25 protein-coding genes and 1 riboswitch are annotated in these 26,306 nt (G+C 49.5%); of the genes, 12 read left to right on the forward strand and 13 right to left on the reverse strand.

The genetic code is table 11. The features are described 5' to 3' along the window. Positions 1-120: 120 nt before the first annotated feature. Positions 121-447 (forward strand): hypothetical protein, encoded by a 327-nt coding sequence (locus ACN9MT_RS07980; protein WP_426273432.1) that lies wholly within the window; start codon positions 121-123, stop codon positions 445-447. A 326-nt stretch (positions 448-773) separates the two neighbouring features. Further along, a complete protein-coding gene (locus ACN9MT_RS07985) occupies positions 774-1,292 on the forward strand; it encodes a hypothetical protein (protein ID WP_426271966.1) in 519 nt (172 codons plus the stop codon). Between the two features lie 236 nt (positions 1,293-1,528). Here ACN9MT_RS07985 and ACN9MT_RS07990 read toward each other — a convergent pair whose 3' ends face one another. The 3 genes from ACN9MT_RS07990 to ACN9MT_RS08000 are packed head-to-tail and all read right to left on the reverse strand — an operon-like array spanning position 1,529 to position 4,457. Further along, a complete protein-coding gene (locus tag ACN9MT_RS07990) occupies positions 1,529-2,503 on the reverse strand; it encodes a hypothetical protein (protein WP_375091755.1) in 975 nt (324 codons plus the stop codon). After that, complete coding sequence (locus ACN9MT_RS07995) at positions 2,500-3,546, reverse strand: DUF58 domain-containing protein (protein WP_368914937.1); 1,047 nt, start codon at positions 3,544-3,546, stop codon at positions 2,500-2,502. Before ACN9MT_RS07995 ends, ACN9MT_RS07990 begins: the two co-directional genes overlap by 4 nt. 2 nt (positions 3,547-3,548) lie before the next feature. After that, positions 3,549-4,457, reverse strand: coding sequence for an AAA family ATPase (locus ACN9MT_RS08000; protein ID WP_056061438.1), 909 nt, complete (start codon positions 4,455-4,457; stop codon positions 3,549-3,551). Positions 4,458-4,681: 224 nt separating this feature from the next. Between ACN9MT_RS08000 and ACN9MT_RS08005 the strand changes: the two genes are divergently transcribed. Further along, positions 4,682-4,909 carry a hypothetical protein gene (locus ACN9MT_RS08005; protein ID WP_426271967.1) on the forward strand — a complete coding sequence of 76 codons (228 nt, stop codon included), beginning with the start codon at positions 4,682-4,684 and terminating at the stop codon, positions 4,907-4,909. A gap of 33 nt (positions 4,910-4,942) precedes the next feature. Here ACN9MT_RS08005 and ACN9MT_RS08010 read toward each other — a convergent pair whose 3' ends face one another. The 9 genes from ACN9MT_RS08010 to ACN9MT_RS08050 all read right to left on the reverse strand — a co-directional run bounded on the left by ACN9MT_RS08010 (position 4,943) and on the right by ACN9MT_RS08050 (position 14,075). Further along, positions 4,943-5,158 carry a DUF3006 domain-containing protein gene (locus tag ACN9MT_RS08010; protein WP_426271968.1) on the reverse strand — a complete coding sequence of 72 codons (216 nt, stop codon included), beginning with the start codon at positions 5,156-5,158 and terminating at the stop codon, positions 4,943-4,945. Positions 5,159-5,179: 21 nt separating this feature from the next. Next, entirely contained in the window at positions 5,180-6,040 is an 861-nt protein-coding gene (locus ACN9MT_RS08015) for a ComEC/Rec2 family competence protein (RefSeq protein WP_426273483.1), read from the reverse strand. Further along, a complete protein-coding gene (locus tag ACN9MT_RS08020; RefSeq protein ID WP_426271969.1) occupies positions 6,037-6,555 on the reverse strand; it encodes a histidine phosphatase family protein in 519 nt (172 codons plus the stop codon). Before ACN9MT_RS08020 ends, ACN9MT_RS08015 begins: the two co-directional genes overlap by 4 nt. 79 nt (positions 6,556-6,634) lie before the next feature. Continuing rightward, positions 6,635-7,429, reverse strand: coding sequence for a DUF3307 domain-containing protein (locus ACN9MT_RS08025; protein WP_426271970.1), 795 nt, complete (start codon positions 7,427-7,429; stop codon positions 6,635-6,637). After that, positions 7,426-8,073: a hypothetical protein gene (locus tag ACN9MT_RS08030; protein ID WP_035407956.1), complete on the reverse strand. Its 648-nt coding sequence runs from the start codon at positions 8,071-8,073 to the stop codon at positions 7,426-7,428. The genes ACN9MT_RS08025 and ACN9MT_RS08030 overlap by 4 nt, the downstream gene beginning before the upstream one ends. A gap of 285 nt (positions 8,074-8,358) precedes the next feature. Continuing rightward, on the reverse strand, positions 8,359-8,829 hold the full coding sequence (locus ACN9MT_RS08035) for an NUDIX domain-containing protein (protein WP_231681758.1): 471 nt from the start codon (positions 8,827-8,829) through the stop codon (positions 8,359-8,361). A 297-nt stretch (positions 8,830-9,126) separates the two neighbouring features. Then, positions 9,127-11,532 (reverse strand): DNA topoisomerase IV subunit A, encoded by a 2,406-nt coding sequence (parC, locus tag ACN9MT_RS08040; protein WP_056061450.1) that lies wholly within the window; start codon positions 11,530-11,532, stop codon positions 9,127-9,129. Beyond that, positions 11,525-13,495, reverse strand: coding sequence for a DNA topoisomerase IV subunit B (parE, locus tag ACN9MT_RS08045; RefSeq protein WP_035407952.1), 1,971 nt, complete (start codon positions 13,493-13,495; stop codon positions 11,525-11,527). Before parE ends, parC begins: the two co-directional genes overlap by 8 nt. Positions 13,496-13,673: 178 nt before the next feature. Further along, positions 13,674-14,075 carry a CoA-binding protein gene (locus tag ACN9MT_RS08050; protein WP_035407950.1) on the reverse strand — a complete coding sequence of 134 codons (402 nt, stop codon included), beginning with the start codon at positions 14,073-14,075 and terminating at the stop codon, positions 13,674-13,676. Positions 14,076-14,505: 430 nt separating this feature from the next. On the opposite strand from ACN9MT_RS08050, the gene ACN9MT_RS08055 reads away from it, so the two are divergent. From ACN9MT_RS08055 to ACN9MT_RS08095, 9 genes are all read left to right on the forward strand, one after another. Beyond that, complete coding sequence (locus ACN9MT_RS08055) at positions 14,506-15,546, forward strand: tyrosine-type recombinase/integrase (RefSeq protein ID WP_426271971.1); 1,041 nt, start codon at positions 14,506-14,508, stop codon at positions 15,544-15,546. Positions 15,547-15,576: 30 nt separating this feature from the next. Next, positions 15,577-18,186, forward strand: coding sequence for a DEAD/DEAH box helicase (locus ACN9MT_RS08060; RefSeq protein WP_426271972.1), 2,610 nt, complete (start codon positions 15,577-15,579; stop codon positions 18,184-18,186). Further along, a complete protein-coding gene (locus tag ACN9MT_RS08065) occupies positions 18,183-18,713 on the forward strand; it encodes a glycerol-3-phosphate acyltransferase (RefSeq protein WP_426271973.1) in 531 nt (176 codons plus the stop codon). Before ACN9MT_RS08060 ends, ACN9MT_RS08065 begins: the two co-directional genes overlap by 4 nt. A 13-nt stretch (positions 18,714-18,726) precedes the next feature. Next, the gene (locus tag ACN9MT_RS08070; protein ID WP_426271974.1) at positions 18,727-20,277 is read left to right on the forward strand and encodes a GNAT family N-acetyltransferase; all 1,551 of its coding nucleotides are present in this window, start codon (positions 18,727-18,729) and stop codon (positions 20,275-20,277) included. A gap of 291 nt (positions 20,278-20,568) precedes the next feature. After that, positions 20,569-21,240: a 50S ribosomal protein L25/general stress protein Ctc gene (locus ACN9MT_RS08075; RefSeq protein ID WP_214728666.1), complete on the forward strand. Its 672-nt coding sequence runs from the start codon at positions 20,569-20,571 to the stop codon at positions 21,238-21,240. Between the two features lie 95 nt (positions 21,241-21,335). Then, positions 21,336-21,435, forward strand: a riboswitch (TPP riboswitch). A 100-nt stretch (positions 21,436-21,535) separates the two neighbouring features. Next, positions 21,536-22,108, forward strand: a complete 573-nt coding sequence (locus ACN9MT_RS08080) for an ECF transporter S component (RefSeq protein WP_035407914.1) — start codon at positions 21,536-21,538, stop codon at positions 22,106-22,108. After that, complete coding sequence (locus ACN9MT_RS08085; protein ID WP_426271975.1) at positions 22,105-23,634, forward strand: ABC transporter ATP-binding protein; 1,530 nt, start codon at positions 22,105-22,107, stop codon at positions 23,632-23,634. Before ACN9MT_RS08080 ends, ACN9MT_RS08085 begins: the two co-directional genes overlap by 4 nt. Continuing rightward, positions 23,606-24,328, forward strand: a complete 723-nt coding sequence (locus ACN9MT_RS08090; protein ID WP_069201463.1) for an energy-coupling factor transporter transmembrane component T family protein — start codon at positions 23,606-23,608, stop codon at positions 24,326-24,328. Before ACN9MT_RS08085 ends, ACN9MT_RS08090 begins: the two co-directional genes overlap by 29 nt. A 55-nt stretch (positions 24,329-24,383) precedes the next feature. Beyond that, positions 24,384-25,415: an NAD(P)/FAD-dependent oxidoreductase gene (locus ACN9MT_RS08095; protein WP_426271976.1), complete on the forward strand. Its 1,032-nt coding sequence runs from the start codon at positions 24,384-24,386 to the stop codon at positions 25,413-25,415. Between the two features lie 71 nt (positions 25,416-25,486). On the opposite strand, the gene ACN9MT_RS08100 is transcribed toward ACN9MT_RS08095, so the two are convergent. Continuing rightward, positions 25,487-26,305 (reverse strand): alpha/beta fold hydrolase, encoded by an 819-nt coding sequence (locus ACN9MT_RS08100; RefSeq protein ID WP_426271977.1) that lies wholly within the window; start codon positions 26,303-26,305, stop codon positions 25,487-25,489. Position 26,306 lies beyond the last annotated feature (1 nt).

Consider the following 26,306-nt stretch of genomic DNA (forward strand, 5'->3'; position numbering starts at 1 on the left):
GCTTTTTTAATTATTGAATAAAAAAATGTCGTTTTTTGTCGGATATTCATATTTGAATATTTTAAGCGAATAGTTCCAGTTACTATTATAGGTATCTGATACTTATGTAGGAGGAACGACATGCAACAGATGGAAAAAAGCCGATCAAACGGGATGCGGAAATTAGGTGCTTTCCTGTTCTTCGTTTGTTTATCCTATACATCTTGGTACTTATTCTCACTTTTTGTCTTTCATTTCGTGTTACCAGAAGATGTCATGACATCACTCGACATCGTCGCGTTCGGATTCAGTCCGGTTATCGCTCTTGTTGTCACCATCGGATCGCTACGTTTGATCGAACGGCGCATGAAACCTAAATTTACACCCCTTTTATTCATCGGGTATACGCTCTCGACAAGTGTTTTGATCTATTACTCAGTTGCCAACGCTCTTCTGCCCCGACTGTGACTTGCAACTCCCCAGCAATTGGCATATGCTACGCTTATAGCTTGCTAGGTAAGGGGGGATACGATGAACGCACAGTATATCCTCGACTGGATGCCGCTCGTGATTCCTGTCGGTGCCATCGTCTTTATTGTCGTCATTGCGCGTAAGGCTTCAAAAATCGATGCTGAAAAGTAAGAAGACTCCAACTAGGGAGTCTTTTTTTATCGGATTCCGTTGACACTTTATTCTTGTGATTTCCCTATTGTTCGAAAACATAACGCCACACATTTTTATGGTATAAAGAAACTAGGTGAAAGACCTAATATCAGGAAATCATGGAGGGACAGATGAGACAAAGAACCGTCATGACTTTACTTACACTCAGTCTACTGCTTACCGTATGTATGTTAAAAAAATCGACGTTGACGCCAAAAGCTAATACCATCGATCTCACCATCGCTGTCGTCGGAACGGCTCCAGTTCTTACACAATCTCCGGACTTCCACTCAATTGATCTGCAGGAAATCAAAGGAGATTTACGTCAATATGACGCCGTCATGATCATGCCGGAGTACTTACATAAGGCAGCAGGACGTGACTATGCCTCCGTCTACCGGAAAGCACATATTCCATTTTTCTTCATCGGCTCTCAAAAATCCATCGAACCGTTTCTTGATCCGAGTCTCTCCTATGAGGGAAGCATCTCGGTGCCGAATCCGACGTTTGCAGCTGGTATGCTCTATGACGATACGCAAGAGACGACCTGGTTGTTCGGAGAAGGGATCGAACGACCGAATCGTTCGGAGCAACTGAGGATCTATCAATCGATTTTTCAAACGATTGAACAGAGCCACCTGGCAAATTAACGCTTGAAGGAAACTAGACCGAAAAAGTGTACTCATTTCTTTTCGCTTCGGTCTGTTTTTCGTCCATCGAATTGTTTTGTTGGTGCTAAGACGATTTCTCGGATATTGACATGTTGTGGTGGCGCGATGGTGGATCAAACCGTCTCTGCGACTGGTGACTTGCGACGACACTACGCAATCAATTGATGCGCACTTATGCGACAAAAAGCCCTTACTCCACGAGCAAGGGCTTTTTGTTAACGTTCGATTTGTTCGCGTACTTGACGCCGGAACGTTTGGATATCATAGGCGGGTTCGCTTGTGCTGAATTCAATCCCGTCGATTAAACGCGCATTGGATGACGCATCCGGGAACTCAATCCGCATCAACCACTCAAGCGTCGTCTCCTCATGACGTCTTGGGAAGGCTTGTTCAAGTTGCGAAGCAATCTTCAGCAACGGGTGATGACTATAACGTTTTGGAGCATGCGTTCGTACCTGTTTGGAACGTTTGACAGTCTGTTCCATTTCAATCGGAATGACTTTTCGCTTCCGGATGACGTACAGCGTGATTGCAACGAACAGTACAGTCACGATTGCCGTCACGATCCAAATCCAATGTGACGTTCCCGCTTGGACCGTTGCTTGTTTGACGTCTTCCACGCTTTTGATGTTTTCAAGTCCCATCGCGCGGTTCGTCATGTTGTCCGCTTTTCGTCCGAGTGGCTCCGTCCAAAGGAAGAGGGAGCCAAATGCTTCAAACAGCGGTCGGATCGAATTCGTCACGGACCCTACGAGTGCTTCCTTCATCAATCGAAATAGACCGGCTAACAGGAGCCCTAACGTCAGCATCAGACCAACTGTTGAGAAGATACGTCGCCATTCTGTCATATAGGTGACGACGAATGGATACGCGACGACAAGGAAGAGGAGCAAAAAGGCACCAAGCGGTGGAGTCACACCTGGGAATAGAATCATCACGCCACCGACGATCAGTCCACTTGCGGCGTAACGCCAAGCTGACTCGACCGTATCAAGAAATGCGGTCCAGGCGACGAAGATAAGAGCTAAAATACAAGCAACCGGAGATAGAATGAACAGTAATCCCGCTGCGAGTAGCTGTAGTCCAATCCGAAGCGAGCGGTGCGGCACGAAGGCAAGTGCCGGGAAAACGAGTGCTAGATAGAACGGAACGGGTAACAGACTCGCTAGGAAAATCCACCAGAGAATCATGCGCTCACCCCTTTCTGCCGATGACCGAGATGGATCTCTGCCGTCGTTGACGGAACGCTCCGTTGTAAGCGTTTCGTGAAATAGCGGCGCTCGAGTGGTAAGTCATATTCTGAGATCCGGGCAAGACATTCCATCGTCCGCAGGAACTGATGTTTCCCCGTACCGGACGGGACATGATACCACTGACCCGTTCGATTGACCATCGAGATCCAAAGACTGTAGGAAGCGCCTTGTTTTTCGAGTTCGCGGATGATTGTTGCGGCACGCGATAAGAGTTTCTCGAAGTCAGAGCGGAGGGCGAGCCCGTCTGCTGACAGACCATCGACGATCACGGCATAATCATGATTACGTTTCCGATCATATTGATACGAATACAGTTCGTTTGTCTTTGCATAGGCAGACCAATAGATCGATTTCGCATCTCCGGAATAGGGAACGACTGAATGAAAACTCGAACGATCCGAAAACGGACTCGAACGATCAATCGTCTCACCCGGAATCATCCGCTCGTTCCACTCGACGGACGCTGGTGCGAAGTCTGGGAAGACATGCCCAAGTTCCTGGATGTCGAGCGTGATATAGATCGTCATCAGATGAAACGGATCCGAGATCATGATGTCAAACGATTGAATCCGAATCGTTCCTCGCTGTGCGGCAATGACATCGATTGAAAACGGAACGACTGTCTGTTTACCGACATACATGTGTTGACGCCAAAACTGACTACTCGCGTCAGGAAGCTTGATTTGATCCCCTAGTAGACCGGAAATCGTAATCCGTCCAAGCGGTAACTTCGTCGGATTCGTCAGCTCGAACGGAATCTGGATCGCTTCTTCCCGGAAAGCACGGATTGTCTCAAGGAGGCGGACGTGGATCCGCTTCGCGACATATTCAAGATAATAGGGCATTACCCAGCCGTATATTGTATAGGCAAATAATAGAGCCGCTATCCAAACAGGACCATAGAGTCCGACGATGATCCCACTTGCGCCCGTCATGGTGAGAATGATGAGGTTAAAGGCTTTTGGTGTGATCAATTGCATGATTACACCTCAGTCGGAACGGTGAGTGAATCGAGAACCTGCTGGACGAGACGTTCGTTCGACAACTTCAGCGTCGCTTCAAGTGTTAGGACGAGTCGGTGAGCGAGAAGCGGCGTTGCTAAGTGTTTGACGTCTTCTGGTGTGACGTACGTCCGCTCTTGCATCCAAGCACGCGCTTTTGCTGCCTTTAAAAGGGCGAGTGTCGCTCGTGGACTTGGTCCAATCTCAACGTCACGATGGGCGCGGAGTGCGTCACAGACATCAAGTAAGTAATTTTCGACGCTGTCCTCAATCGTGACAGCAACCACTTCCTCTTTCCAGTCGTTGAGTTGTTCAAGTGGAATGTGTAGATCGGCTGCGGTCAGATGCGCTCCACGTAACAATGCTTTTTCCGCTTGACGCGTCAGGGGAGCGAACGACAACTTGAACAAGAAGCGGTCGAGTTGCGCATGGGGGAGCGGGAACGTGCCGTGTCCGTCGAACGGGTTTTGTGTCGCGATGACAAGAAAGTGTTGGGGTAGCGTATACGACATATCACCAATTGTCACTTGTGCCTCTGCCATGGCTTCAAGGAGAGCGGACTGGGTCCGTGGAGTCGTTCGGTTGATCTCATCAACGAGGACAATGTTCGCAAACAGCGGACCAAACCGTTGTTCGAACGACCCAGTGAGTGGGTTAAACAGCTCCATTCCGAGTAAATCCGTCGGTAACGTATCTGCTGTACATTGAACACGTGAGAATTTTGCATCGAGTGTCTGTGCGAGCGCTTTTGCTAGTGTTGTCTTACCAGTCCCGGGACGGTCTTCGAGTAAAATATGTCCCTCGGCAAGTAAACCGATCAATAAATGATCAATCACATCGTCCTGACCAAGGATGGATTGCTTAAGTGATGTCCGTAACGTTTGAAACATAAACGATTCCCCCTTTAAGATGCTTTGTATTTCTAAAGTGTACGAAAATTCAGAAAAAACTGCTAGTGATTTTCCTAAAACGATTGGTCTAGAAATACGTCTACCTTTTATACTACCATTTTCATCCAAAAGTTTCGTGAAATATCAAAAACATTGAAACAGGATTAGGAAGTCATTTATCGAATAATGTATTTAGGGTTGCTAAGATAAGGAGGAATGGACTCATGAAACAATACACTACAGAATCCGATACCACTCCAGTCGTTCAACATGACGTCGTCCATAGTCCGCTCGATGATTACCAACGCGTCGTTTCCGGAGGTCCCCCGAATCGTCGTGCCTTTGCCGCGATCCGTCGACTCCCAATCGGATTACGTTTGCTTACGTATACACTTGGTTTCTTATTCACAGCAAGCATCCTCACTGGACTCGTCATCAGTCTACTTGATTAAAAAAGATTCCCTCAGCGCACCGAGGGAATCCCATCATTCTTCAAAGAGATCATCCATCAACTCGGTGATCTCTTTTTTACGCATGTTCGTCTCATTGCGTAAGATCCGAATCGAGCGTCCGCTCCAATCGAGTCGGTCGCCAATCGTCGCCTGGCGCGGTAAACGACTTTTCGGTAACGTGATCGTCTCACGGTCGTCGGTCTCACAAATTGCTAGATCATCTTCAAAATCAGCTACGGTCAATCGCATCTGATACACCTCCGCGTCTAGTTATTCCGGTCGTAAATCTGACCGGTTCGATTCCTTGATACCGTCACCAGTCGAGATATACTGGATCGTTCCACTTTGATCGGTTCGGTCAATCGTAATCCGTTCTGCCTTCAGTTCTTGTAAGACGGAAGGACGTGGATGACGATAGGCATTGTCCTTTCCGGCTGAGATCAAGGCACGTTTTGGTGAAACAGCTTGTAGAAAGGGCAGGGAGGACGATGTGTCTGCCCCGTGATGTCCAAGCTTTAAGACATCAGCACGTACATCGGCGTTTGACTCGAGTAATTGTTGTTCCGTTCGGATCGGCGCGTCGCCCATGAAGAGGAAGCGGTCTTGTCCATGTTCGACCCGGAGGACGGCACTCCAGCTGTTAAGATCCTGTGTCCCGTCTGTTAGAGGAGCAAGGAACGTAAAGCGTGCGGCTTCACTCGGTATTTTAAGACCTGCCTTAACTGACTTGATCGTCACTCCTTCGCGTTTGACGGCAAGGAGGAAATCGCGATACGTCTCCGTCGTATGCGTGACTCGCGGGGCATAGACGCTGTCGACTGGAAAGGCATCGAGGACGGTATCGAGTCCGCCGATATGATCGGCGTCCGGATGTGTCGCAATGACCGCTGTTAAACGTTTGACACCCAATTTTTGCAGGTAGCGGACGACATCCTCGCCTTTGCCGTTATTCCCACCATCAATCAAGATCGCATCTTCCTTCGTTCGGATGAACGTGCTATCTCCTTGACCGACATCAAAACCATAGACCTCCATCTGTCCTGCCGTTGGGGCAGGGGGCTCTTCGTCCCGTGTCGTATAGAAGATGACGATTAAACAGAGTGCTAACAGAATCGTTGATCCCCATTTCAACATGTCGGTTCCTCTTTCTCGAACAGATACAGCATCCCATTGCGCGGATGACCGAATCGTGGTCCGCTGTAACCGCGTCGTTTTAAGGCAGCGCGCATCAGAATCATCATGCCGCCGTGACCGACGAGTAGAACCCGTTCGTCGTCTTCGAACATTAATTGATTTAAGAGCACTTCAATCCGTTCATTCGCATCCTTGATTTCGGCTTGAATTCGTTTACTGAACGGGGCTGCGAATCGACCGAGAACCGCCCATCCGAGGAACGGTAATCGGAGATTCGACCGAATCGTCGGAAACGGCACTTCACGTAGCAGATCCGTCACGATGATTTCTTGATCATAAACGCTTTGCGCCGTCTGAACGGCACGCGGCATGCTACTGGCATAACAGACTGTCCAGTCAATCTGACCGAGCTCGACCGGTTGAATATCGATCTCTGACGTATCATACCGTTCGATCCATTTTTCAATATCGCTAGCGCTAATCCAGCCTTTCGTCGGATATCCTTCCGTCACCCGGTGATGCCTCACTAATCCAATTTGTTTCATATGTCGTGCGACGGATTACACCGTCTCCCTCACTTTCATTCATCGTTTACAAAGCGACACGGATTGCCAGTCCACATAAAATCGCTCCTAAGATACTCAGCAAGCTCCCGATGATGTAATATTCCGCAAAGCGGCGATCTTCAAACTGTTTAAAACGAGCCAATGCCTTCAAGGCAATGATGAAGCCAATGGCTCCCGTTGCATTCGTGACAACGAGCAGGGTGATGATTGCGCGTTCGACAAGACCGATATAACGTCCGATCCCGCTTAATTCCGTCGTATAACTACGCGCAGAATCTTCGACTTCGTGCGTGACGGTCCGCGAGTTGCCATCTAATTGCTCTTTGCGTGTCACTTTCCGCTCGAAATGCGATTCAATCAACCGCGGTGCGAATGGTGCGAGCATCAAGGCGATTCCGTGACCGAGTAATTCCGTCGTCACTAAACTAAAGCAAAGAATCCACAGGATCTGCTCCGGTCGCGAGAACGACAACGACCAATCGATCGGAACGAACACCCATGTCAAAGCGATGATGGCAACGATATGTAACGCTTGATCAATCCAGTATGCCACTGCTTGTTTGACGCGGCGTTTGAGCGGGGAAGCATCGAGTAGGGCGTGAAACACGAGAATGCTGCCTCCAAGCCATCCGGCGATGTCGATGGTCAATTCCCCTTGGATGACGAAGAACGCAAGCACAAATAGCATCAGAGCCGCATGAACGGCAAGATGTTGGAGTAAGATGCGTTGGTGTCGATGTTTCAGTTGCGCCATTCGTTTCGTCTGTAATGGAAAATCAGCAAGTAGATGGACAAGTAAAAGACTAAGTAAGACGGTCACCGAATCGCCTCCCAGACTTGGAATTGCTCCAGTGCCTGGGTCAAGGCAGCTTCAAGTCGCTTCCGTTGCTTACGCTGCGAGCGGGAGACGAGTTTTGCGACATTTACGCGGGCATCTTGTTCCTTGAAGCCCATCTTCAGTCCGATCTCTTCATACGTATCATCCGGATATCGATCCATCAACCGGTGCAGTTCAATCTGACGGTCCGTCTTCCCGAAGTAAGCCGGATACAGCATTTCGAGATAACCGTTCAACAAGGCAGTCGGTAAGTAGGGCGGTCCAGCAAAGGCAATCCGCGATGGAAGCGTCTTCGCTAATTCCTGTGCTTCGAAAGCATGAATGATCGCACTACCATTGGCTTCTTCAGCCCGCGTCGTCGAAATCGTCTCATATTGACCAAATCCAATCCCGATGTAACCTGGCAATTCTTGATTTAATAAGTGCAGAATGACCGGATAACTAACCGGATAATCCGCGAATACCGCTAGTAAACTATCGCCGGATTTGATTTGAAACGGAACAATACTCAATGGAAATGCTGTATTCAAATCGTTCGCGAGTACACGAAGCGCTTGAAGTAACGCTTCTTTGCTCGGATAATCGCGGGAGCCTTTGACATCAAACGACAAAGCAACAGCTTGCATGACGATTCCTCCAATTCATTTGTTACCACAATGATGGAAACATTTAATTTGTTACCGTTAAAAAGGTAACATTTGCAGTGTTACTGTTATTAGAGTAACAAAGAATAAGGAGGAAGACCAACAGGACGATAGACCGATTTTTAAATGGCAGGGGGGATAAGTGGATCTGACTAAAATATCATTTTTTTATTCAAGTTAACATAACATATATTATCAATAGTTATAAGAATTTGTCTCATAATCAAGGTAAACTTAATATAGTGAGACAAGACAAAAAACACGGGATTAACCGTGTTTTCGACAATCATACGGACGTGTCCGTTCCAATCGATGAATCAAACGATCCAAGAATATATGATGGCGGCGTTCGAGTTGCGTGATCCGATCAAGTGGCAACCACGCGAAATCAAAGAAATCACCGCAATCCTGACCGTCACCAGCCACACAATGCGTCCAGCGGTTCTCTTGGCATTCAATGTGCGCATGATAGAAATACGTGTAATGCACCCGCATTCGCTCCGGATAACGCATCTCTTCTTCGCCGATGTACTGGACGGATGCTAACGAGAGACCACTTTCCTCAAGCGTCTCACGGACAGCCGCTTCTTTTGCGATTTCAGCATCTTCGATCGTACCTGCAGGAATCTGCCAATCACTCTCAGGAGCCGATTGTGGATGAAAAACAAGTAGTTCCCATCCGTTAGGTTTTTCCCGAGTGATATAGATTGCTACTTTTTCGCGACGTCTGAATTTCATCTTCATCACCTCTCCAAGGTCGGCAGATTGCACAACAAGCAGCTAAAGGGACGGTCCCGTAGCTGCTTGATCAATTGACGCTATAAGCAAAGCTGCGGAGACGCGTGACCCGACGCTTGTTCGTGACGAATCGTGACCTGACTATTTCTTCTATTGTAGCCGTTATTGGTCAGTGTTTCAATTTGTAAACGATATTTCTCGCGATAAATCTCAAAATTCCGAGCATTCGTCTCAAAATTCCCTCTCCTGCCCTGCTAAATCTAAAAAAGCTCCCCCGTTATCCGGAGGAGCCTTATCTCATCGTGTATACCAGTCGAGCAATGGACCGAATTTCTCTTCGTCATAGGCAAATGAACCGTTCGATAAGCGGTCGAGGAACGATAACGAGCCGATTTGGATCGTTTTCTCCTGCTCTTTCCCGCTGAGAACCAATTCTTTCGCTTGCGTGACATCGATCAGTGCTGCGACTTGGTGTGGCTTAGCCTTCAAATCACGCAGTAACTGTAAGCCACGGAGCGCACGGCTCGAGACTTGGAACTGATCCGCGAGACGCATCTTCTTCAAGGCACCCCGTTGCGTCAAGAGAACGATCTGCGGTGCTTCCTTGAAGCCAATCGCACCCGCGACAACATCCTGATCCTTCAGGTTGATCGCTTTGACACCGGCAGCCCGGACACCAACGACTGGGACGTCGTCTTCCGTGAACCAAAGACCGAAACCGTTCTGTGTCGCGAGGAACAGGTCGGTTTGACCCGTTGAGACCTGCGCATACAAGACTTCGTCGTCTGCCTTCAGACGGACGCCTTGGAGTGGTTTTGACTTCCGCTGTGCATTGTAATCACTCAGTTTCGAGCGTTTGACCATCCCTTGACGGGTCACGAACAAGCAGTGATGGGCTTCATCGAACGAGCGGACGAGATCCGCTGAAAGAACCCGGTCACCCGGTTCGAGAGGGACGAGGTTCGCGACGTGTTGACCGCCATCTTTCCATTTCGTATCCGGCAATTGATGGACCGGAATCAGCAAGTAATTCCCGCGAACGGTCCAGACGATCAAGTGATCCGTCGTCATCGCTTGGCCTTGGAGCAACGGACGATCTTGTTCCTTCAAATCCGGTAAGTCGTTCGAAGCACCGAATGAACGGAGTGATGAACGTTTGACGTACCCGTTCTTCGACAGGAAGACCATCGTTTCTTCGACAGCGATCATGACTTCCGTCTTCAGCTTCAGTTCTTCAACTTCCGCTTCGATCGTCGAGCGACGTTTGTCCGCGACTTGTTCTTTCAAGACTGTCAATTCCTTGATGATGAGACGATTCCGTGTCTTTTCATCGTTGAGGATCTTCTCAAGACGAGCGATCTCCTTCTCGAGTTTCGCCGCTTCTTCCTGCAACTCGACGATATCGGTATTCGTTAACCGGTAGAGTTGAAGCATGACGACGGCTTCCGCTTGACGGTCCGTGAAGTTGAACCGCGCGATCAGCTTGTCTTTCGCGTCCGCTTTGTTCGACGCAGAACGGATCAAGGCAAGCGTCTCATCGAGGACAGAGATTGCTGTCATCAAGGCAGAAACGACTTCCTGACGGCGTTTCGCTTGTTCGAGGTCAAATGCTGTCCGGCGGATGACGACTTCCTTGACGTGTGCAAGATAGGCATCAAGCAACGTCAAGACGCCCATTTGCCGCGGTGTCCGTTCATGGATTGCGACCATGTTGTAGTTATAGGCAATTTGTAGATCCGTTTGTTTGAGATAGAAGTGTAAGACACCTTCCGCGTCCGCTTCCTTTTTCAACTCGATGACAACACGTAAACCATCGCGATCGGTCTCGTCACGAACTTCGGCAACACCTTCAACCTTTTTATCAAGACGGAGTTCTTCCATCCGTTTGACGAGGTTCGCTTTGTTGACCTCATACGGGAGCTCAGTGATAACGATTTGCTGGCGACCGCCCCGCAATGTCTCAATCGTTGAACGCGAACGGATGATAACTTTCCCACGTCCTGTCTCGAACGCCTTTTTGATGCCGTCAAGACCTTGAACGACGCCACCAGTCGGGAAATCAGGACCTTGCATATGCGTCAATAAGTCATCGACGTTCTGAACCGTACCGGAGATCCGACCGATCGCAGCATCGAGGACTTCTCCCGCGTGATGCGGTGGAATCTCGGTTGCGTAACCAGCGGAGATCCCCGTCGAACCATTCATCAGCAGGTTCGGCAGTAGTGATGGTAAGACGAGTGGTTCTTCCGTCGTATCATCGAAGTTGAGCGTATAATCAACGGTCTGTTTGTTGATTCCGTCAAGAATGAGGCTTGAGACTTTTGACAGACGGGCTTCTGTATACCGCATCGCTGCCGCACTATCGCCGTCGATTGATCCATTGTTTCCTTGCATATCGATCAACGGGTAACGGAGCTTCCACTCTTGGCTCAAGCGGACCATTGCTTCATAGACCGATGAGTCACCATGCGGGTGGTAGTTACCGATGACGACGCCGACTGTCTTCGCCGATTTTCGGTAAGCACGGTCGAACAGGTTTCCTTCCGTATGCATCGCATACAAGATCCGACGTTGTACTGGTTTCAGACCATCACGGGCATCCGGTAAGGCACGATCTTGAATGATATATTTCGAATAACGACCAAACCGGTCGCCGACGACTTGCTCGAGCGACAGGTTCAGGATGTTTTGTAGATTAGACATGTTCGTTCACACTCTCTTTCGTCACGTGCTCGTTCTCGATGATTGAGAGGTCTTCGGCGAGACCGAAGGCGACATTGTCCTCGATCCACGTCCGGCGGTGTCCGACGTTATCTCCCATCAGGACAGAGACGCGTTTTTCCGCTACGGCAGCATCGTCGATCGTAACCCGGATCAACGTCCGTGTCTCGGGATCCATCGTCGTTTCCCAGAGCTGCGGTGCGTTCATCTCCCCAAGTCCTTTGTAACGCTGGATCATATAACCTTTACCGAATTTCTTCGTTGTTTTCTTAAGGGTCTCTTCGTCCCAGACGTATTCGAACTTCTCCGATTTGCCTTTCCCTTTTGAGACGCGATAGAGCGGTGGTAAGGCAACGAAGACCTTCCCAGCGTCGATCAATGGGCGCATGTAGCGGAAGAAGAACGTCAACAGCAAGACTTGGATATGCGCGCCGTCGGTATCGGCATCGGTCATGATGATGACTTTATCGAAATTACAATCCGACAAGTCGAAATCAGCTCCGACACCGCCGCCAATCGCATGAATGATCGTGTTGATCTCTTCATTCTTCATGATGTCAGCGAGTTTCGCTTTTTCCGTGTTCAAGACCTTCCCGCGGAGTGGAAGGATTGCTTGGAACGTCCGGTTTCGTCCTTGTTTTGCAGAACCACCGGCAGAATCACCCTCAACGAGGAACAATTCATTCTTGTCCGCGTTTTTTGAAGCCGCAGGTGTCAGTTTTCCGTTCAAGATGCTCGAACGTTTCTTCTTTTTCCCGTTTCGTGCTTCTTCGCGCGCTTTCCGTGCCGCTTCCCGGGCTTGTGCGGCGCGAATTGCTTTTTTGATCAACAGCGTCGCCGTTTGCGGGTTCTCTTCCAAGTACGTCGAGAGACGACGACTGATGACAGCGTCACAGCTCGTCCGTGCTTCCGGTGAACCGAGTTTCGACTTCGTTTGCCCTTCGAACTGAAGGAATTCTTCGGGAATCCGGATCGAGACGATCATCGTCAACCCTTCGCGGATATCGTTTCCGTCAAGGTTCTTATCCTTTTCCTTCAAGAGCGTGTTCTTTCGGGCATATTCATTCATGACCCGTGTCATTGCCGTTTTCGCACCGACTTCATGTGTGCCGCCGTCGCGTGTCCGGACGTTGTTGACGAAGGAAAGGACGTTTTCCGAGTACGCATCCGTGAACTGGAAGGCGATGTCGACTTCGATCTCATTTTCCGTTCCTTCGAATGCAACCGTCGGATGAAGCGTATCTTTATCATCGTTCAAATACTGAACGAATTCGCTGACACCGTCTTGGTACTGGAAGATATCCTGTTTGTCGGACCGTTCGTCCGTCAACGTAATCTTCAGACCTTTTAGCAAAAAGGCTGATTCGCGTAAGCGTTCCGCAAGCGTATCGTAGTTGTATGTCAACGTACTGAAGATCGAGCCATCTGGTTTAAAGTAGACGCTCGTTCCTTTTTGACGCGTCGTACCCGTTTCGAGCAACGTCGTCTTCGGAATCCCACCGTTCTCAAACGTTTGCTCATATTGTTTCCCGTCACGGAAGATCGTTACTTTCAAATCCGTTGATAAGGCGTTAACGACCGACGCCCCGACGCCGTGTAAGCCACCGGACGTCTTATATCCACCTTGACCGAACTTACCACCGGCGTGAAGGACCGTGAAGATGACTTCAGCAGTCGGTTTTCCTGATGCATGCATCCCTGTCGGCATCCCACGTCCATGGTCACGGACCGTGATCGCATTATCTTTATGGATCGTGACATCAATTTGTTCCCCGAATCCTGCGAGTGCCTCATCGATCGCATTATCGACGATCTCGTAGACGAGATGGTGAAGTCCACGGTGATCGGTTGAACCGATATACATACCTGGGCGCTTCCGGACTGCTTCGAGTCCCTCGAGCACCTGTATGGCATCATCATTGTAGTTATTTAAGTCTGTCGCCATTCATTTCACCTCAAAATTCGAAATTACGACGTCGTTTTTACAAACGTTCGTTCGTTATTTCAAGTAGTCTGTCTCTAATTGTAGGCATCTTCTTGCTTCCTGACAAGCATAACCTGTAATGGGCGTGAAAAAAGACACCTTCACGAACGGGTGAAGATGCCTAAAGTCGTGCGATGACTTACAGGTATTGATGCTCGATTTTGATGCAACGATTCTCAATATATGGAATGCCAGCGCCGAGCGCCAGGCTCTCTGCTTCGACACTTGAGAGACCAAGTTGATTCCAAATCATCCCGACGTCACCGTGAGCGACAGCATCTTTCGCGACATCCGCTAAAAACTCAGACCGACGGAAAACGTCAACGATATCGATGTGTCCTGGAATGCTTGCAACACTTGGATAGACTTTTTGACCGTTCCACTCGTTTAACGTTGGATTGACCGGAATGACTTCGTATCCGTGTTGAACCAAGTAGTCAGCAATCCAGTTCGCCGTCTTCCCAGAATCACTTGAGACACCGACGACTGCAATTCGTTTTGCATCCTTCAAATACTGACGTGCTTCTTGATCGGTAATCATTTAGAACTCCCCCTTATGAAAATAACTCTTGCCTAACAGTCTATACCCGAACCAAGATGAAGTATGCGAAATCGAGCACGTTTTCGACGTTTTTCAGAAATCGTCTTGAAATCAAATGAGTCGACCAATGACCCACTAGACGTCTTCTCGATGCAACTGAGAGCGAAATTGACTATGCATTCTTTTTTTAATGATTAAGGTGACATAATACTATTATTGTTATTAAAGAGACTCTACAACCCTTAAACCTCTAAAAATAAGTTAAATTCTCACGTGCATCGAGTTGACCAACGACCCGTCTAGCACCTTGCCGATGCAACTGAGCGCTCCCTGTCTGACAATTTAACATTGCGTGAAATAACTATTTCACGCAAACAAGTGTCTGACGCATCAACGTTTGGTATACTACTACTAGAGGGGTGATTGTCGGATGAGTTTATTTAAAAACCTAGGAAAAACAATACATAAAACGACCGTTTCCGCTACAGCACCGGCGATTGCCGGTTATGAGCGGATGCCACGCTTCATTCAGTCCTATTTAGATCAGTTAGCAGCCAAACATTTCTCATTAGCAACGATGCGCCGCTACGTCTATGACTATGAAGCGTTCTTCCAATTCGTCGCTGCGGCGTCAGGTGAAAAGGTAACAGCGCGAGATATTCCGCTTGAAGCATTTGTCGAGATCGATGCAGCAGGAATCGAAGCCTACGCCGAATACCTTGCCTTAACGAAACAAAATGCACCGAGCGTCATCAACCGGAAGTTATCAGCGTTACAGTCACTGTTTCGTTATTTGGTCGATACCGGTCAGTTGTCGGAAAACCCGGTCGCCAAAGTCAATCGACCGAAACAAGCCAAACGGGAACCGGTTTATCTGACAAAACGAGAATGGGACGAATTGATTCAGTTATTGCCGTCAAACGTTGAGATGAATGCCCGTGAAGCGTCGCATTATGAACGGGATCGTGTCCGCGACGTAACGTTATTCCAATTACTTGGCTATAGCGGGATGCGTTTAAGTGAGATGACGCAACTCGTCTGGAACGATGTCGATTTCCACGAAAATACGCTCCGCGTCATCGGGAAAGGCAATAAAGAACGATTGATTCCACTTGCGAAACCAGCACGAATTGCCTTACGCAAATACGCGATCCATTATCAGATGCCAACGAGCGGCGCCGTACCTGTCTTCCAAAAACACGGGAAACCACTCAGCCCACGGGCAGTCCAGCATATTTTGCAGCGGCACACGGAACGACTGAAGCCAGTCCTCCCCTTTTTAGAGCGCAAAAAAATTACGCCACATAAACTACGGCATACGTTTGCGACACGACTTGCGACCGGCGGGGTCGACGTCCTGACGATCCAGCAGTTACTCGGTCACGAATCCGTCGCAACGACGCAGGTCTATGCCCATATCGGTGATTCGGAGAAAAAACGCGCCGTCGATTTATTTGATGGTGAACGATAATAATATTATGTTAACTAAAGGAGGGATCTCATGAATTACGGGCTCAGTGAACGTAAAATCAAACAGATGTCTGATGCCTATGCCTTTCGACGGGGAAAGAAGTATGTCGCTGCCCGAAAGGTCACGTTACACAATTACCGGATGGGTGACGAGCTAATTGAAGCGAGCGTAGACGGTGAGGAACGATTCACGGTGACGGTCCGCGTCAAGGCGCACGGCGTCGACGCTGGATGTAACTGTCCGTCGCTTGCGATGGATACGTCATTTTGTGGACATATCGTCGCTGTTTTGCTGGCGATGCATCATGTGCAGGCACACGGCACACCAACACCGCTCTCGCCGCAAATCCGCCCTTTTACGGCAATTCAAGTCGACGACGCAGGCGCGCGCAACTATTTACGCAGTCTCACACCTGATCGTCGGGTGGCGATCCATTTCGAACTGACTGGACCCGTCGTGACGCTCAAACGATTGACGGATAAACAGCAGCATCAACTGTCCCTGCCCTACTTCGATCGTTTGCTTGGACAGACGGAGTATTTGCAGCGGGTTGCGGATGTTTCGTTCAGTCCTGATTTACAGGAACGGATCGTTTCCGGTACGCCGATCGTTAAGCTCCATCTCGATCGAACGGCTCAGAAAGTTGAAGTCCGCGTGTCGTTTGATTATCAAGGGATTCAGCTGAATCCACTCGACGAGACGATTTATGCTGGACGGGATCAAGTAACGGAGCAAAGTGTCTTACGCTATTTACGTGAATTCCAAGCGACACCATCGAATTCGCACTATGTCATCACCAGTGATGCCGCGCAGTATGCTTTTTTGCGGAGTCTGCTTGACGAACGGGTTGCGCTCGGTCAACTGGAGTTATTTGCAACGCAAGCCATCCGAACGACGTTACCAAAAGGACCCTTTCATCCGCGGATCGAAGTCGACGTGACAGACCGCCTCGACTGGCTCGTCTTCAACTTTTCGATGGATGGAATTCCGGAAGACGAGCTGAAACGTGTCCTGAAGTCGCTCATCTTACAAAAACGCTATCACCGCTTGAAATCCGGACAGTTCGTATCTTTAGAGGCACGGGCCTTTCAGCAGTTGCAACGGGTTCTCGCCCAGATGGAAGCGAGTGAACGCGACTTACGCGACGGACGACTCGTCTTACCTGCCGTCCGGAACATGAAGCATCTGATCGGTGCCTCCATCCTGCATCTCCATGCCGATTTGCTCGAGAAATGGTTCGAATTGAAATCCGGACAAGGATTCCGGCTCGACTTGCCGAATTCGTTAGAGTCACAACTCTATCCGTATCAACGGACGGGCATTCAATTTCTGAAGAATTTGGACGCGCACGGATGTCACGGCATCTTGGCCGATGAGATGGGGCTTGGAAAGACAATTCAAGCGATTGGTTATGTAGCGACGATTTCAGATAGTCGTGCACTGATCGTCGCACCAGCATCACTGCTCCGCAACTGGGAGGCGGAACTGAAGCGCTTTTTACCCGGTCGACCGGTTCATGTCGTGACGGGATCTCAAACTAGCCGACTTTCCGAACTGGAGTACTTGGCTGAAAACACAGTGACGATCGTCTCCTACACGACGCTTCGGACCGACGTCCGTCGCCACCCTGTATATGACGTCGTTTTCTTTGATGAAGCACAGCACTTGAAGAATCCGCAGTCACAAACGGTCAGTCAACTGCGACATCTGCAAGTAAAACGCCGGTTCGCCTTGACGGGAACACCACTTGAGAATCGACCGCGCGATATCTGGTCGATTTTCCATGTCTTGTTTCCGGAATTACTGCCGGATTTAGCGACGTTTGAGAAATGGTCGTTTGATGACATGCAACAATTCATTCAACCATTTTTATTACGGCGTGAGAAAAAAGATGTCTTACAGGACTTACCAAAGAAGCAGATCGAGCATCATTATGTCGAGCTCGGACCGAATCAAAAACGGTTATATGCGTCGTATCTCGCCAAATTGCAACTCGAGACGCTGCAGCATTTAGACGAAACGAAACGTGAAGATCGTTTGAAGTTACTGGCGGGCTTAACGCGGTTGCGGCAAATTTGCAACGATCCGGGATTATTCGTCGAGGGGTACACAGGGGAAGCAACGAAACGAACGCGTCTGCTCTCACTGATTGCAGAAAAACGAGCAGCCGGAAAACGGATCTTGATCTTCTCACAGTATACGCAAATGCTCGAGCGCATTCGTTCGGATCTCGCGCAACGTCACCTCCCCCACTTCCTATTGACGGGTGAGACACCGCTCGAAGACCGGGTCGCGTTATGCGACCAGTTCAATGACGGTGAAGTCGATCTCTTCTTGATTTCGCTGAAAGCTGGTGGAACGGGACTCAACCTCGCCTCCGCTGATACCGTCATCCTGTTTGACAGCTGGTGGAATCCGGCCGTCGAACAACAGGCAGCCGATCGCGCCCATCGGCTTGGACAACAGTCTGACGTGACGGTCATCAAATTGCTGACACGCGGAACGATCGAAGAGAAGATGACGGAATTACAAGATCGAAAAGCCAAAATGGTCGATGCCGTCCTGACGGCTCCAGACAGTGACGCCTTGACCGTCAAGGAACTCGTTCATCTCGTAACGACAAAGGAGGAACAACGGTGATCCTTGATCTCCTGCTTGGTTATCTCATCGGTAGCATTTTAGGTGGTACGCTCTTTAAGTACATTAGTCGTACCGATTTGGCACAGGTCGGTTCCGGAAACATCGGTGCCCGCAATGCCCATCGTGCCGGTGGGCTTCCGGCTTTTTTATTCGTTTATCTGTTTGATGCCGCGAAGACAGTCTTTGCGTTGCAGATCACTGACACGTTTTATCCGGTCGCCCTCGCCGTGCTCATCGGTCACTTGTTTCCGTTGTTTCATCCACGACGCGGCGGTAAAGGGTACGCTGTATTTTCCGGAATCGTCTTCGCTATCACGCCATGGGCATATCTTGCCGGATTAGGCATACTCGGTTTGTCTTATCTCGTAACGAAAGATAGTGTCAAAGCGGGCCTTATTCCGGTCGTTTTACTTCCGTTACTACCCGTCTTCTTAGACGCAGGGTCAGTCAATATCTTGTGTACCGTTACCGTAAGTCTACTTGTCCTGTGGGCTCATGATGCACTCCACAAGCCAGCCATTACATAAGGAGGACGTCTCCATGATCGACTTTTCCATTGCAACTGCGGACGACGCGGAAGCAATCCATGAATTGAACTACCTCACCTTTACAGAAGAGATTCCGCAACATCAACCGAACATCGAACGGAAACGAATTGATCGATTCCATGATCAGAACACTTACTTGATCGGTAAGGAAGACGATCGACTCGTCGCAATGATCGCCATTCGAAAGCATCGTCCCTTTTCGCTTGAAGAAAAGGGCGTGACGCTAGAAGAGACACTGACGGACCCAGCGGAAATCCGCTTACTTAGCGTTCGTCCCGAATACCGCAATAGTCGTACGTTCATGCAATTGATGCGCTTTTTAATGGTCTACCTCGAGCGGGAGACGATTGATCATGTCTATATCAGTGGTACGACGCGGGAAGCAAAACTATACGCGCGGTTCGGCTTCACACCGATTGCAGCTACGCTTGGTAGTGGTGACGCCCAGTTTGTACCGATGTTGTTGTCGCGCGCAACATACGAACGATCCGTCATCGCGGATGTCTTACGTCCCCTGCATTTTCTAGCCGGTCCGGTCGAGGTTGCGCCGACGGTCCGTCAAGCGGCGCAACAAGCACCGCGTCCACACCGGACGGCCTCGATGCGGCAGCTCGATCAAGATTTACGTGGCCGAATGTGTCAGTTGCTGGATTTGCCACATGTCTCGATGGCCGTCGGCAGCGGTACGCTCGCCAATGATATTGTCGCGCAACAACTCACTGGACATGGATTAATCCTGAACGGCGGCGAGTTCGGTCAACGCTTGATTGATCACGCGGCACGTGCCGGCAAGTCCTTTGATGTCCATACGCTTCCCCCCGGTCACCCGATCGACTTGAAGCAACTCGCTCATCAATTGAGGCAAACGGCATACAACTGGATCTGGTTGACGCATTGTGAGACGTCAACGGGTGTTCTCTATGATCTTGATGCAGTAAAAGTGCTGTTAGATCAACGAACCGCACTCGTCGTCGATGCGATCAGCGCTGTTGGAACCGGACGTTTCTCATACGCTGGTTGCAAATTCGTCACGACTGTTTCCGGGAAAGCGATTGGTGGTTTACCGGGTCTTGCGTTCATTGGTCACGCAGATCGCGTCCTACCTTCTCTCTGTATTCCCCGTTATCTGGATTTAGGACTCTATGCGGAAGGGGTTGCCTTTTCCGGCTCGTCGAACCTGTTGCTTGCCTGTCAGGCAGCGCTTGATGCCCTCGATCTTAATCAAGCAGCAATCAAGATGACCTATCTCGAACAAGCCGTCCGCGCAACTGGATTCCAACTCCTCGCACAACAAGAAGCACAAGCGCCGGGAATACTGACGATCGTTCATCCGTCCGCAACCGCTTTAGGCGACGCTCTGCGCATTCAGGGGTATCACGTCCAGTACGAAAGCGACTATCTCGTTTACAATCAGTGGCTGCAAATTTCGACGATGGGACAGACGACGATGCGGCAAATTGAACGCCTCGTTCGTGTTTTAGTTCGTGAAAATCAACGAATCATCATAAAGAATGAAAAAAACGAAAGACCTCTCAACCCCTGATTTCAAGCGGTTTGGAGGTCTTTCGACTTCAAAAAGATAAAAAAAGAGGTTTATGGATTTAAAACATAGGGGTATAAACTCATTAGCACCGCATCAAACCGGTGACTTACTCACACATGTTTCTCAATATCAGCGTAATGACCTGGGAGAGAAATGCAAAGTCACGAAAGCGTCAGATTCATGAGAGTCTGAAACCGATTGTCTTAGCATGATTCATATTGTTCAGGATTCGTCCTGCTCCTACATTCATTACCTTTTGAGGGCTATACCAAATTCAAGGGGGAAATGAACATGTCAGTTAATTTAACAGCCGAAAAACGCGAGGTACGTCCACGCTCACTCCGTAAACAATTGCGTCATGAAGGAAAAGCTCTTGGCGTCGTGTATGGTTACAAAGTGGAAAGTACACCAATCGCATTTGAAGAAAAAGAATTGCTTAAAATCGTCCGAGAAAACGGTGAAAACGTCTTGATTTCACTCAAACTCGACGGTAAAAATATTAACGTCTTGATCAATCGCCGTGATATGGATGTCTTCACACCAACAGTCGATCACGTTGAATTCATCGCCGTGAAAATGGATGAAGAAACAGAAGTCGAAGCAGACGTTGTACTTGTTGGCGAAGCAGCCGGTGCAAAAGTTGGTGGTTTCCTATCACAAACACTCTTTAAAGTAACAGTCGCCGCTACACCAGATAAATTACCAGAAAACGTCGAAGTCGACGTCACGAACCTCGAAATCGGCGATTCGATTTCTGTAGCCGATCTTCCAGAACAAAAAGATTTCCGCATCGTTACAGAAGGCGATATTCAAGTCGCAGCTGTCGTCGAATCGACACTCGAGCAGGATCTTGAAGAAATCGAGGAAGCAGAGGCACAAGCAGAAGCTGGCGAAGACAACGAAGCGGAAGCAACAGAAGCGTCTTCAGAAGAAACAGCTGAAGAGAACGAAGACAATAAATAAGTCGTTTAAAGATACGCCCTTTGCGGCGTATCGTTTTTTTGTGTCTTGACAACAGACGCTGGATTGCCTAAAGTGAACAGCGTATCACCTATTACCATATCCACTAGGGGAGCCCAATTGGCTGAGACGATTCACTTCGGACCCTTCGAACCTGATCTAGTTCATACTAGCGTAGGAAAGTGGAGCGATCACATCCAATGACTCCTGCTGCGCGCAGTTTTTCTGAGGACCGCTCTCTTTTTTACGGAGGGCGGTCTTTTTTGGCGTCTCCCCCATTCAAAGGAGGACGTATCTAATGCAACACTGGAAAATGAAAGAAATCATGGTCATGATGATGCTCGCCGTCGCTTGCGGCGTCATCTATCTTGGTTGGTCAACACTCTGGTTACCGATCTCAGCGATCTTCGGTCCTGTCGGTGCCAACTGGATGTTTGGCATCTGGATCATTGCGAGTCCGCTCGTCGCAGCAATCATTCAAAAGCCAGGTGCCGCTTTAATTGCGGAAGTCGTCGCGGCAGCCGTCGAACTGTTCACAGGTAGTCATTTTGGTTTATCCGCTCTTCTGATCGGAGTCTGCCAAGGACTTGGTGCGGAACTCGTCTTCGCGATGACGCGTTACCGTCGTTATGACACATGGACCTTGATGTTATCGGGTGTCGGAGCCGCGATTGGTAGCATCGTTTATAGTCTAATCGCGAACGGATTCGGTTACTACACAACGACGACGTTGCTTGCGACAACTGGCTTACAATTGATCAGCGGCGCATTACTCGGTGGCTTGCTTGCAGCCATTCTCGTCCGTCGCCTTGTTGCGACTGGTGTCTTGAACGGGTTTGCGGCAGGACGTGCGAAACGAGAAATCGCATGATTACTGTCGACGACCTCAGCATCCGCTATCCCGGTCAGATGAAATCGGTGCTCAATCATGTATCGCTGACGATTGAGCAAGGGACGACCCTTCTGCTCGGACGAAGTGGGAGTGGCAAGACGACATTACTTCATGCCCTTGCCGGACTGACACCGGAAACGATTGAAGTCGAACAGACTGGTACCGTTACCCGGTCCGGTTCGGTCGGAATCTTGTTTCAAAATCCAGAAGAACAGTTCTGCATGGAGACGATCGGACGCGAAATCGCTTTTAGTTTAGAAAATCGCTCGATTCCGCACGTGGAGATGGATGAACGAATTGAACGCTTACTCGCACTCGTCGGTCTCCCCCTTCCCTTCTCGACACCGATCGCGAGTCTATCCGGTGGAATGAAACAGCGTCTCGCGCTCGCAGCGGTCCTAGCACTTGAGCCGACGATCTTATTACTCGATGAACCAACGGCTCAGATTGATCCAATCGGACAACATGAGCTGATGGCGTTGATTTTTCGGATTCAAAAAGAACACGATTTAACGATCGTCTTGATCGAACACCAACTCGATGTCTGTTTGTCGTACGTCGACCAGGTCGTCTTGCTTGAGGACGGATCGATTACTGCGACAGCAGATCCACGGGATCTGTTCCCCCAGGATTACAAAGAGCTTCAAACGAAAGGTATTGCCGTTCCCTCTTTGTATCCGTATACGTTAGAGACATTACCCATAGATGGACCGCAAGCGGCGCGACTTCATGTGCCTTCCACCGTCGCTACAGCTGGTCGCTCTTTGTTACACGTCGCTGCATTATCGACGAAAGCACCATATCCGCTGACCGATGCGACATTTTCCCTGCAGACAGGAGAATGGGTGATGCTGCTTGGGGCAAATGGATCCGGGAAAAGTACATTGCTTGCGACACTCGGGCGGTTGCTTCCCAATCGTGGAACGTATCAGCTCCAGGGACGTCCGGTTCATCGTTACTCCCGGCGTCGCTTTTATGAGCAAGTTGGCTATGTCTTTCAACAACCGGATCTGCAGTTTCTTAAGCTGACGGTCGAAGCGGAAATCGACTGGAGCCACCGGGCATCGACGAACGTTAAGCGCGCGGCGTTGCTCGAACGGCTGGAACTGACATCTGTCAAACAGCAGTCACCACTTGCTCTTAGTACGGGGCAACAACGACGGCTCAGCGTCGCAACGATGCTCGGACAAACGAAAGACTTATTGTTGCTCGATGAACCGACCTTCGGACAAGATGGATTGACGACACGACGCTTAATGGAACAGTTACAGATGGAACAACAGAACGGTACGACACTCGTCATGGCGACGCATGATATGGAGCTCGTCGCCCGGTATGCGGATCGTGTCCTCGTCATGGAGCAAGGACGGATTGCTTTTGACGGTCGCCCAAGCGAGTTATTCGCTGACGTTCCATTACTCGAGCGCTGTCAGCTACAACGTCCACTTTCGTACCAATTCCAGGAGGTGAAACGTGATGCAAACGAACGTGTCCCCGTTCGCTAAACTCAATCCCGTCATTAAGGGAAGCGGATTGTTTTTGATCATGTTTGCCTTGATTGCAACGAATGACTGGGTCAAAACGTTAGTATTCCTGAGTTTTGCTATCGCAATGCTACTCCTCTCCGGATGGGGTCCTTTTGATTTCTTGAAGCGACTTGCGCCGTATAGTCTATTATTCTTATTGACGTTCTGGATGATGGCGGCTTTCGGCAAAGGAACGAATACTCTTTGGTCGTTTGGTTGGTTTCATGTCACGTTGGAAAGCGTCGCGCACGGCTGGTTACTTGCCTTGCGGATGGCCACGTTCGTCTGCTTGAGCCTCGCTTTCGTCACGACGACCGACGCGACCCGTTTCGTAATGAGCTTGATCCATCAGGCGAAGTTATCGCCCCGCTTTGCTTACGGATTCCTTGCCGGGATTCGCTTTCTGCCGCAACTGGTCGAAGAAGTCCGCGTTTTGCGGCAAGTCCGGATGATTCGCAATGTGCACAGTCGCTTTCCTGGTGATGGATTTCTTTCAATTGGCTTACCGCTCTTCTCACGATCGATCCAGCGGGCAGAACGGATGGCGATTGCTCTCGAAGCCCGTCACTTTTCAGCAGAGCGAACGTATTACGAGGTACCGGTCGTTCAGCGTCAGGATATTATTTATCTCGTGGTCATCCTCCTATTCATCAGTCTTGTCTTTTGGCTATGATTACCGCCACCCGTATCCGGGTACACTCTAGCAAGACAGATTGAAGGAGAACGACATGAAACGTATCCTCTTGATTGGTGCAGGTCACGCTCACCTGCATTGCATTACACACGGACCAACAGAAGACGTCGAGTGGCTGGTCCTGAACGCCTCGACGTACCAATATTACTCGGGCATGTACTCTGGGCTTGCTGACGGAACATACGACATGGATGAGATGCGTATTGACGTCGCCGCCTTATGTCGTGCCTATGATAAACCATTCATCATGGAGACCGTCATCAAAGTCGACCCTGTTGAAAAGGTCGTCTTCGGTGCATCCGGCAGACGTTACACCTATGACGTCGTCTCAACGAATATCGGTTCATTCGACTGGTCGGAAGATACGACGCGATTATCGATTAAACCGAACTACCGGTTACCGGATACATTAAAGCGACTGCAACAAGCAAAGCGTCCGGTCGTGATTGGGAGCGGAGCAGCTGCCGTCGAGATGGCGGCGTCCTTGAAAGCGGTGGGTGTACCGATCACATTGATCACGGATCCAGATATCCTTTCTCGTCATCCGGCAGCGGAAGCCATTACGAGACGGTTAAAAGAACTCGAAGTGTACTGGATCCGGGAACGTCCTATAGATGACGAACTACCACTCCGCTTTACGCATCATCCACCAATCGAGTCAGATGCAATCATCCGCTTGACGGGTGCCAAAGCTCCAGCATTGTTTACAGACAGCAATCTCTTCACGGAAGACGGATTTTTACTCGTCAATGAACAGTTACAAGCACTCGATCATCCAAGTTTGTTTGCTGCGGGTGACGCGGCGACCCTCGTCGCCTACCCCGACATTCCGAAGAATGGTGTCACGGCTGTCCGACAAGCGCCAATTTTACTTACGAACCTTTTACGATACCTCAAGGAAGAAGCACTGCAAACCTATCGTCCGCAAACGAACTATTTGACGATTTTATCGATGGGACCGCGTCATGCCGTTTCCCTGTATGGTCGTCATTATTCCACTCACCCGTTCGGTTGGTACCTGAAGCGCTTTATCGATCAACGGTTCATGCGAAAGTATCGCTCATAAAAGTGTGCGCCGGCGCACACTTTTCCTATACACAAAAACAAGCCGTGGACGGGTGTCCATGGCTTGTTGGATTAGACGGTTTGATTTCCTTTAACGTACGTCAGTAATGTCTCGTTGAACTTCTCTTGTTCGTCAAGTAACATCCCGTGTCCACTCTCTTCGAAGACTTCGAGTCGCGCATGTGGGATTTCCTTTTGCATTTCTTCCGCAAACTCGAACGGACAGACTTGGTCTTTTTTACCGTGGATGATCAACGTATCGACTTTGATGTTTTCGAGTTTTCCACGTAAGTCTTCGTCACGCAAGGCGATTGCTGACTGAATCGTTCCGTGGGATGAAGCGGCGATGCTAAGACCATGGAACCATTGTTGAAGCGGTTCTGGATGTTCCTTCGCAAAGAAGATTTCACCGAATCCTTTGAGCATCGACGGACGATCCTGTTTCGTATCGGCAATCAACGCATCGACCTCTTCTTTCGTCATCCCGTATGGGTAGCCGTCACGTTGCGTAAAGACCGGTGCCGCAGCTCCCGCAAGAACGAGCTTACTGACTTTTGAGTCCCCGTAGTGCAAGAGATAGGACAAGGCGATTCCTCCACCCATCGAGAAGCCAAGCAACGTGACATTCGTTAATTTCAGCTGTTCGATGACTTCATTGACATCGGACGCCATCGTCTTATAATCATATCCCGTTGCCGGTGCATCTGATTTGCCATAACCACGATAATCGATTCCGACGTAACGGTATCCTTCTTCGACGAGCAGATTCTTTTGATACTCGAACATGTTGTTGTTTGCTGGCCAGCCGTGTAAAAAGACGACCGGTTGACCCGATCCGACATCCTCAACGTAAATCTTCGTGCCATCAACTGCTTTAATGAATGTACCCATC

It is taken from the genome of Exiguobacterium sp. R-17, from assembly GCF_049913315.1.
Lineage (GTDB): Bacteria > Bacillota > Bacilli > Exiguobacteriales > Exiguobacteriaceae > Exiguobacterium_A.

What these genes read in the sequence shown, in the direction of transcription:
- ACN9MT_RS08100 (WP_426271977.1), bottom strand. Translation starts at nt 26,305, where the DNA reads ATGGGTACATTCATTAAAGCAGTTGATGGCACGAAGATTTACGTTGAG.
- ACN9MT_RS07995 (WP_368914937.1), bottom strand. Translation starts at nt 3,546, where the DNA reads ATGCAATTGATCACACCAAAAGCCTTTAACCTCATCATTCTCACCATG.
- ACN9MT_RS08055 (WP_426271971.1), top strand. Translation starts at nt 14,506, where the DNA reads ATGAGTTTATTTAAAAACCTAGGAAAAACAATACATAAAACGACCGTT.
- ACN9MT_RS07980 (WP_426273432.1), top strand. Translation starts at nt 121, where the DNA reads ATGCAACAGATGGAAAAAAGCCGATCAAACGGGATGCGGAAATTAGGT.
- ACN9MT_RS08000 (WP_056061438.1), bottom strand. Translation starts at nt 4,457, where the DNA reads ATGTTTCAAACGTTACGGACATCACTTAAGCAATCCATCCTTGGTCAG.
- ACN9MT_RS08090 (WP_069201463.1), top strand. Translation starts at nt 23,606, where the DNA reads ATGCAAACGAACGTGTCCCCGTTCGCTAAACTCAATCCCGTCATTAAG.
- ACN9MT_RS08075 (WP_214728666.1), top strand. Translation starts at nt 20,569, where the DNA reads ATGTCAGTTAATTTAACAGCCGAAAAACGCGAGGTACGTCCACGCTCA.
- ACN9MT_RS08080 (WP_035407914.1), top strand. Translation starts at nt 21,536, where the DNA reads ATGCAACACTGGAAAATGAAAGAAATCATGGTCATGATGATGCTCGCC.
- ACN9MT_RS08030 (WP_035407956.1), bottom strand. Translation starts at nt 8,073, where the DNA reads ATGCAAGCTGTTGCTTTGTCGTTTGATGTCAAAGGCTCCCGCGATTAT.
- ACN9MT_RS07990 (WP_375091755.1), bottom strand. Translation starts at nt 2,503, where the DNA reads ATGATTCTCTGGTGGATTTTCCTAGCGAGTCTGTTACCCGTTCCGTTC.
- ACN9MT_RS08085 (WP_426271975.1), top strand. Translation starts at nt 22,105, where the DNA reads ATGATTACTGTCGACGACCTCAGCATCCGCTATCCCGGTCAGATGAAA.
- ACN9MT_RS08005 (WP_426271967.1), top strand. Translation starts at nt 4,682, where the DNA reads ATGAAACAATACACTACAGAATCCGATACCACTCCAGTCGTTCAACAT.
- ACN9MT_RS08060 (WP_426271972.1), top strand. Translation starts at nt 15,577, where the DNA reads ATGAATTACGGGCTCAGTGAACGTAAAATCAAACAGATGTCTGATGCC.
- parE (WP_035407952.1), bottom strand. Translation starts at nt 13,495, where the DNA reads ATGGCGACAGACTTAAATAACTACAATGATGATGCCATACAGGTGCTC.
- ACN9MT_RS08050 (WP_035407950.1), bottom strand. Translation starts at nt 14,075, where the DNA reads ATGATTACCGATCAAGAAGCACGTCAGTATTTGAAGGATGCAAAACGA.
- parC (WP_056061450.1), bottom strand. Translation starts at nt 11,532, where the DNA reads ATGTCTAATCTACAAAACATCCTGAACCTGTCGCTCGAGCAAGTCGTC.
- ACN9MT_RS08070 (WP_426271974.1), top strand. Translation starts at nt 18,727, where the DNA reads ATGATCGACTTTTCCATTGCAACTGCGGACGACGCGGAAGCAATCCAT.
- ACN9MT_RS07985 (WP_426271966.1), top strand. Translation starts at nt 774, where the DNA reads ATGAGACAAAGAACCGTCATGACTTTACTTACACTCAGTCTACTGCTT.
- ACN9MT_RS08010 (WP_426271968.1), bottom strand. Translation starts at nt 5,158, where the DNA reads ATGCGATTGACCGTAGCTGATTTTGAAGATGATCTAGCAATTTGTGAG.
- ACN9MT_RS08035 (WP_231681758.1), bottom strand. Translation starts at nt 8,829, where the DNA reads ATGAAATTCAGACGTCGCGAAAAAGTAGCAATCTATATCACTCGGGAA.
- ACN9MT_RS08095 (WP_426271976.1), top strand. Translation starts at nt 24,384, where the DNA reads ATGAAACGTATCCTCTTGATTGGTGCAGGTCACGCTCACCTGCATTGC.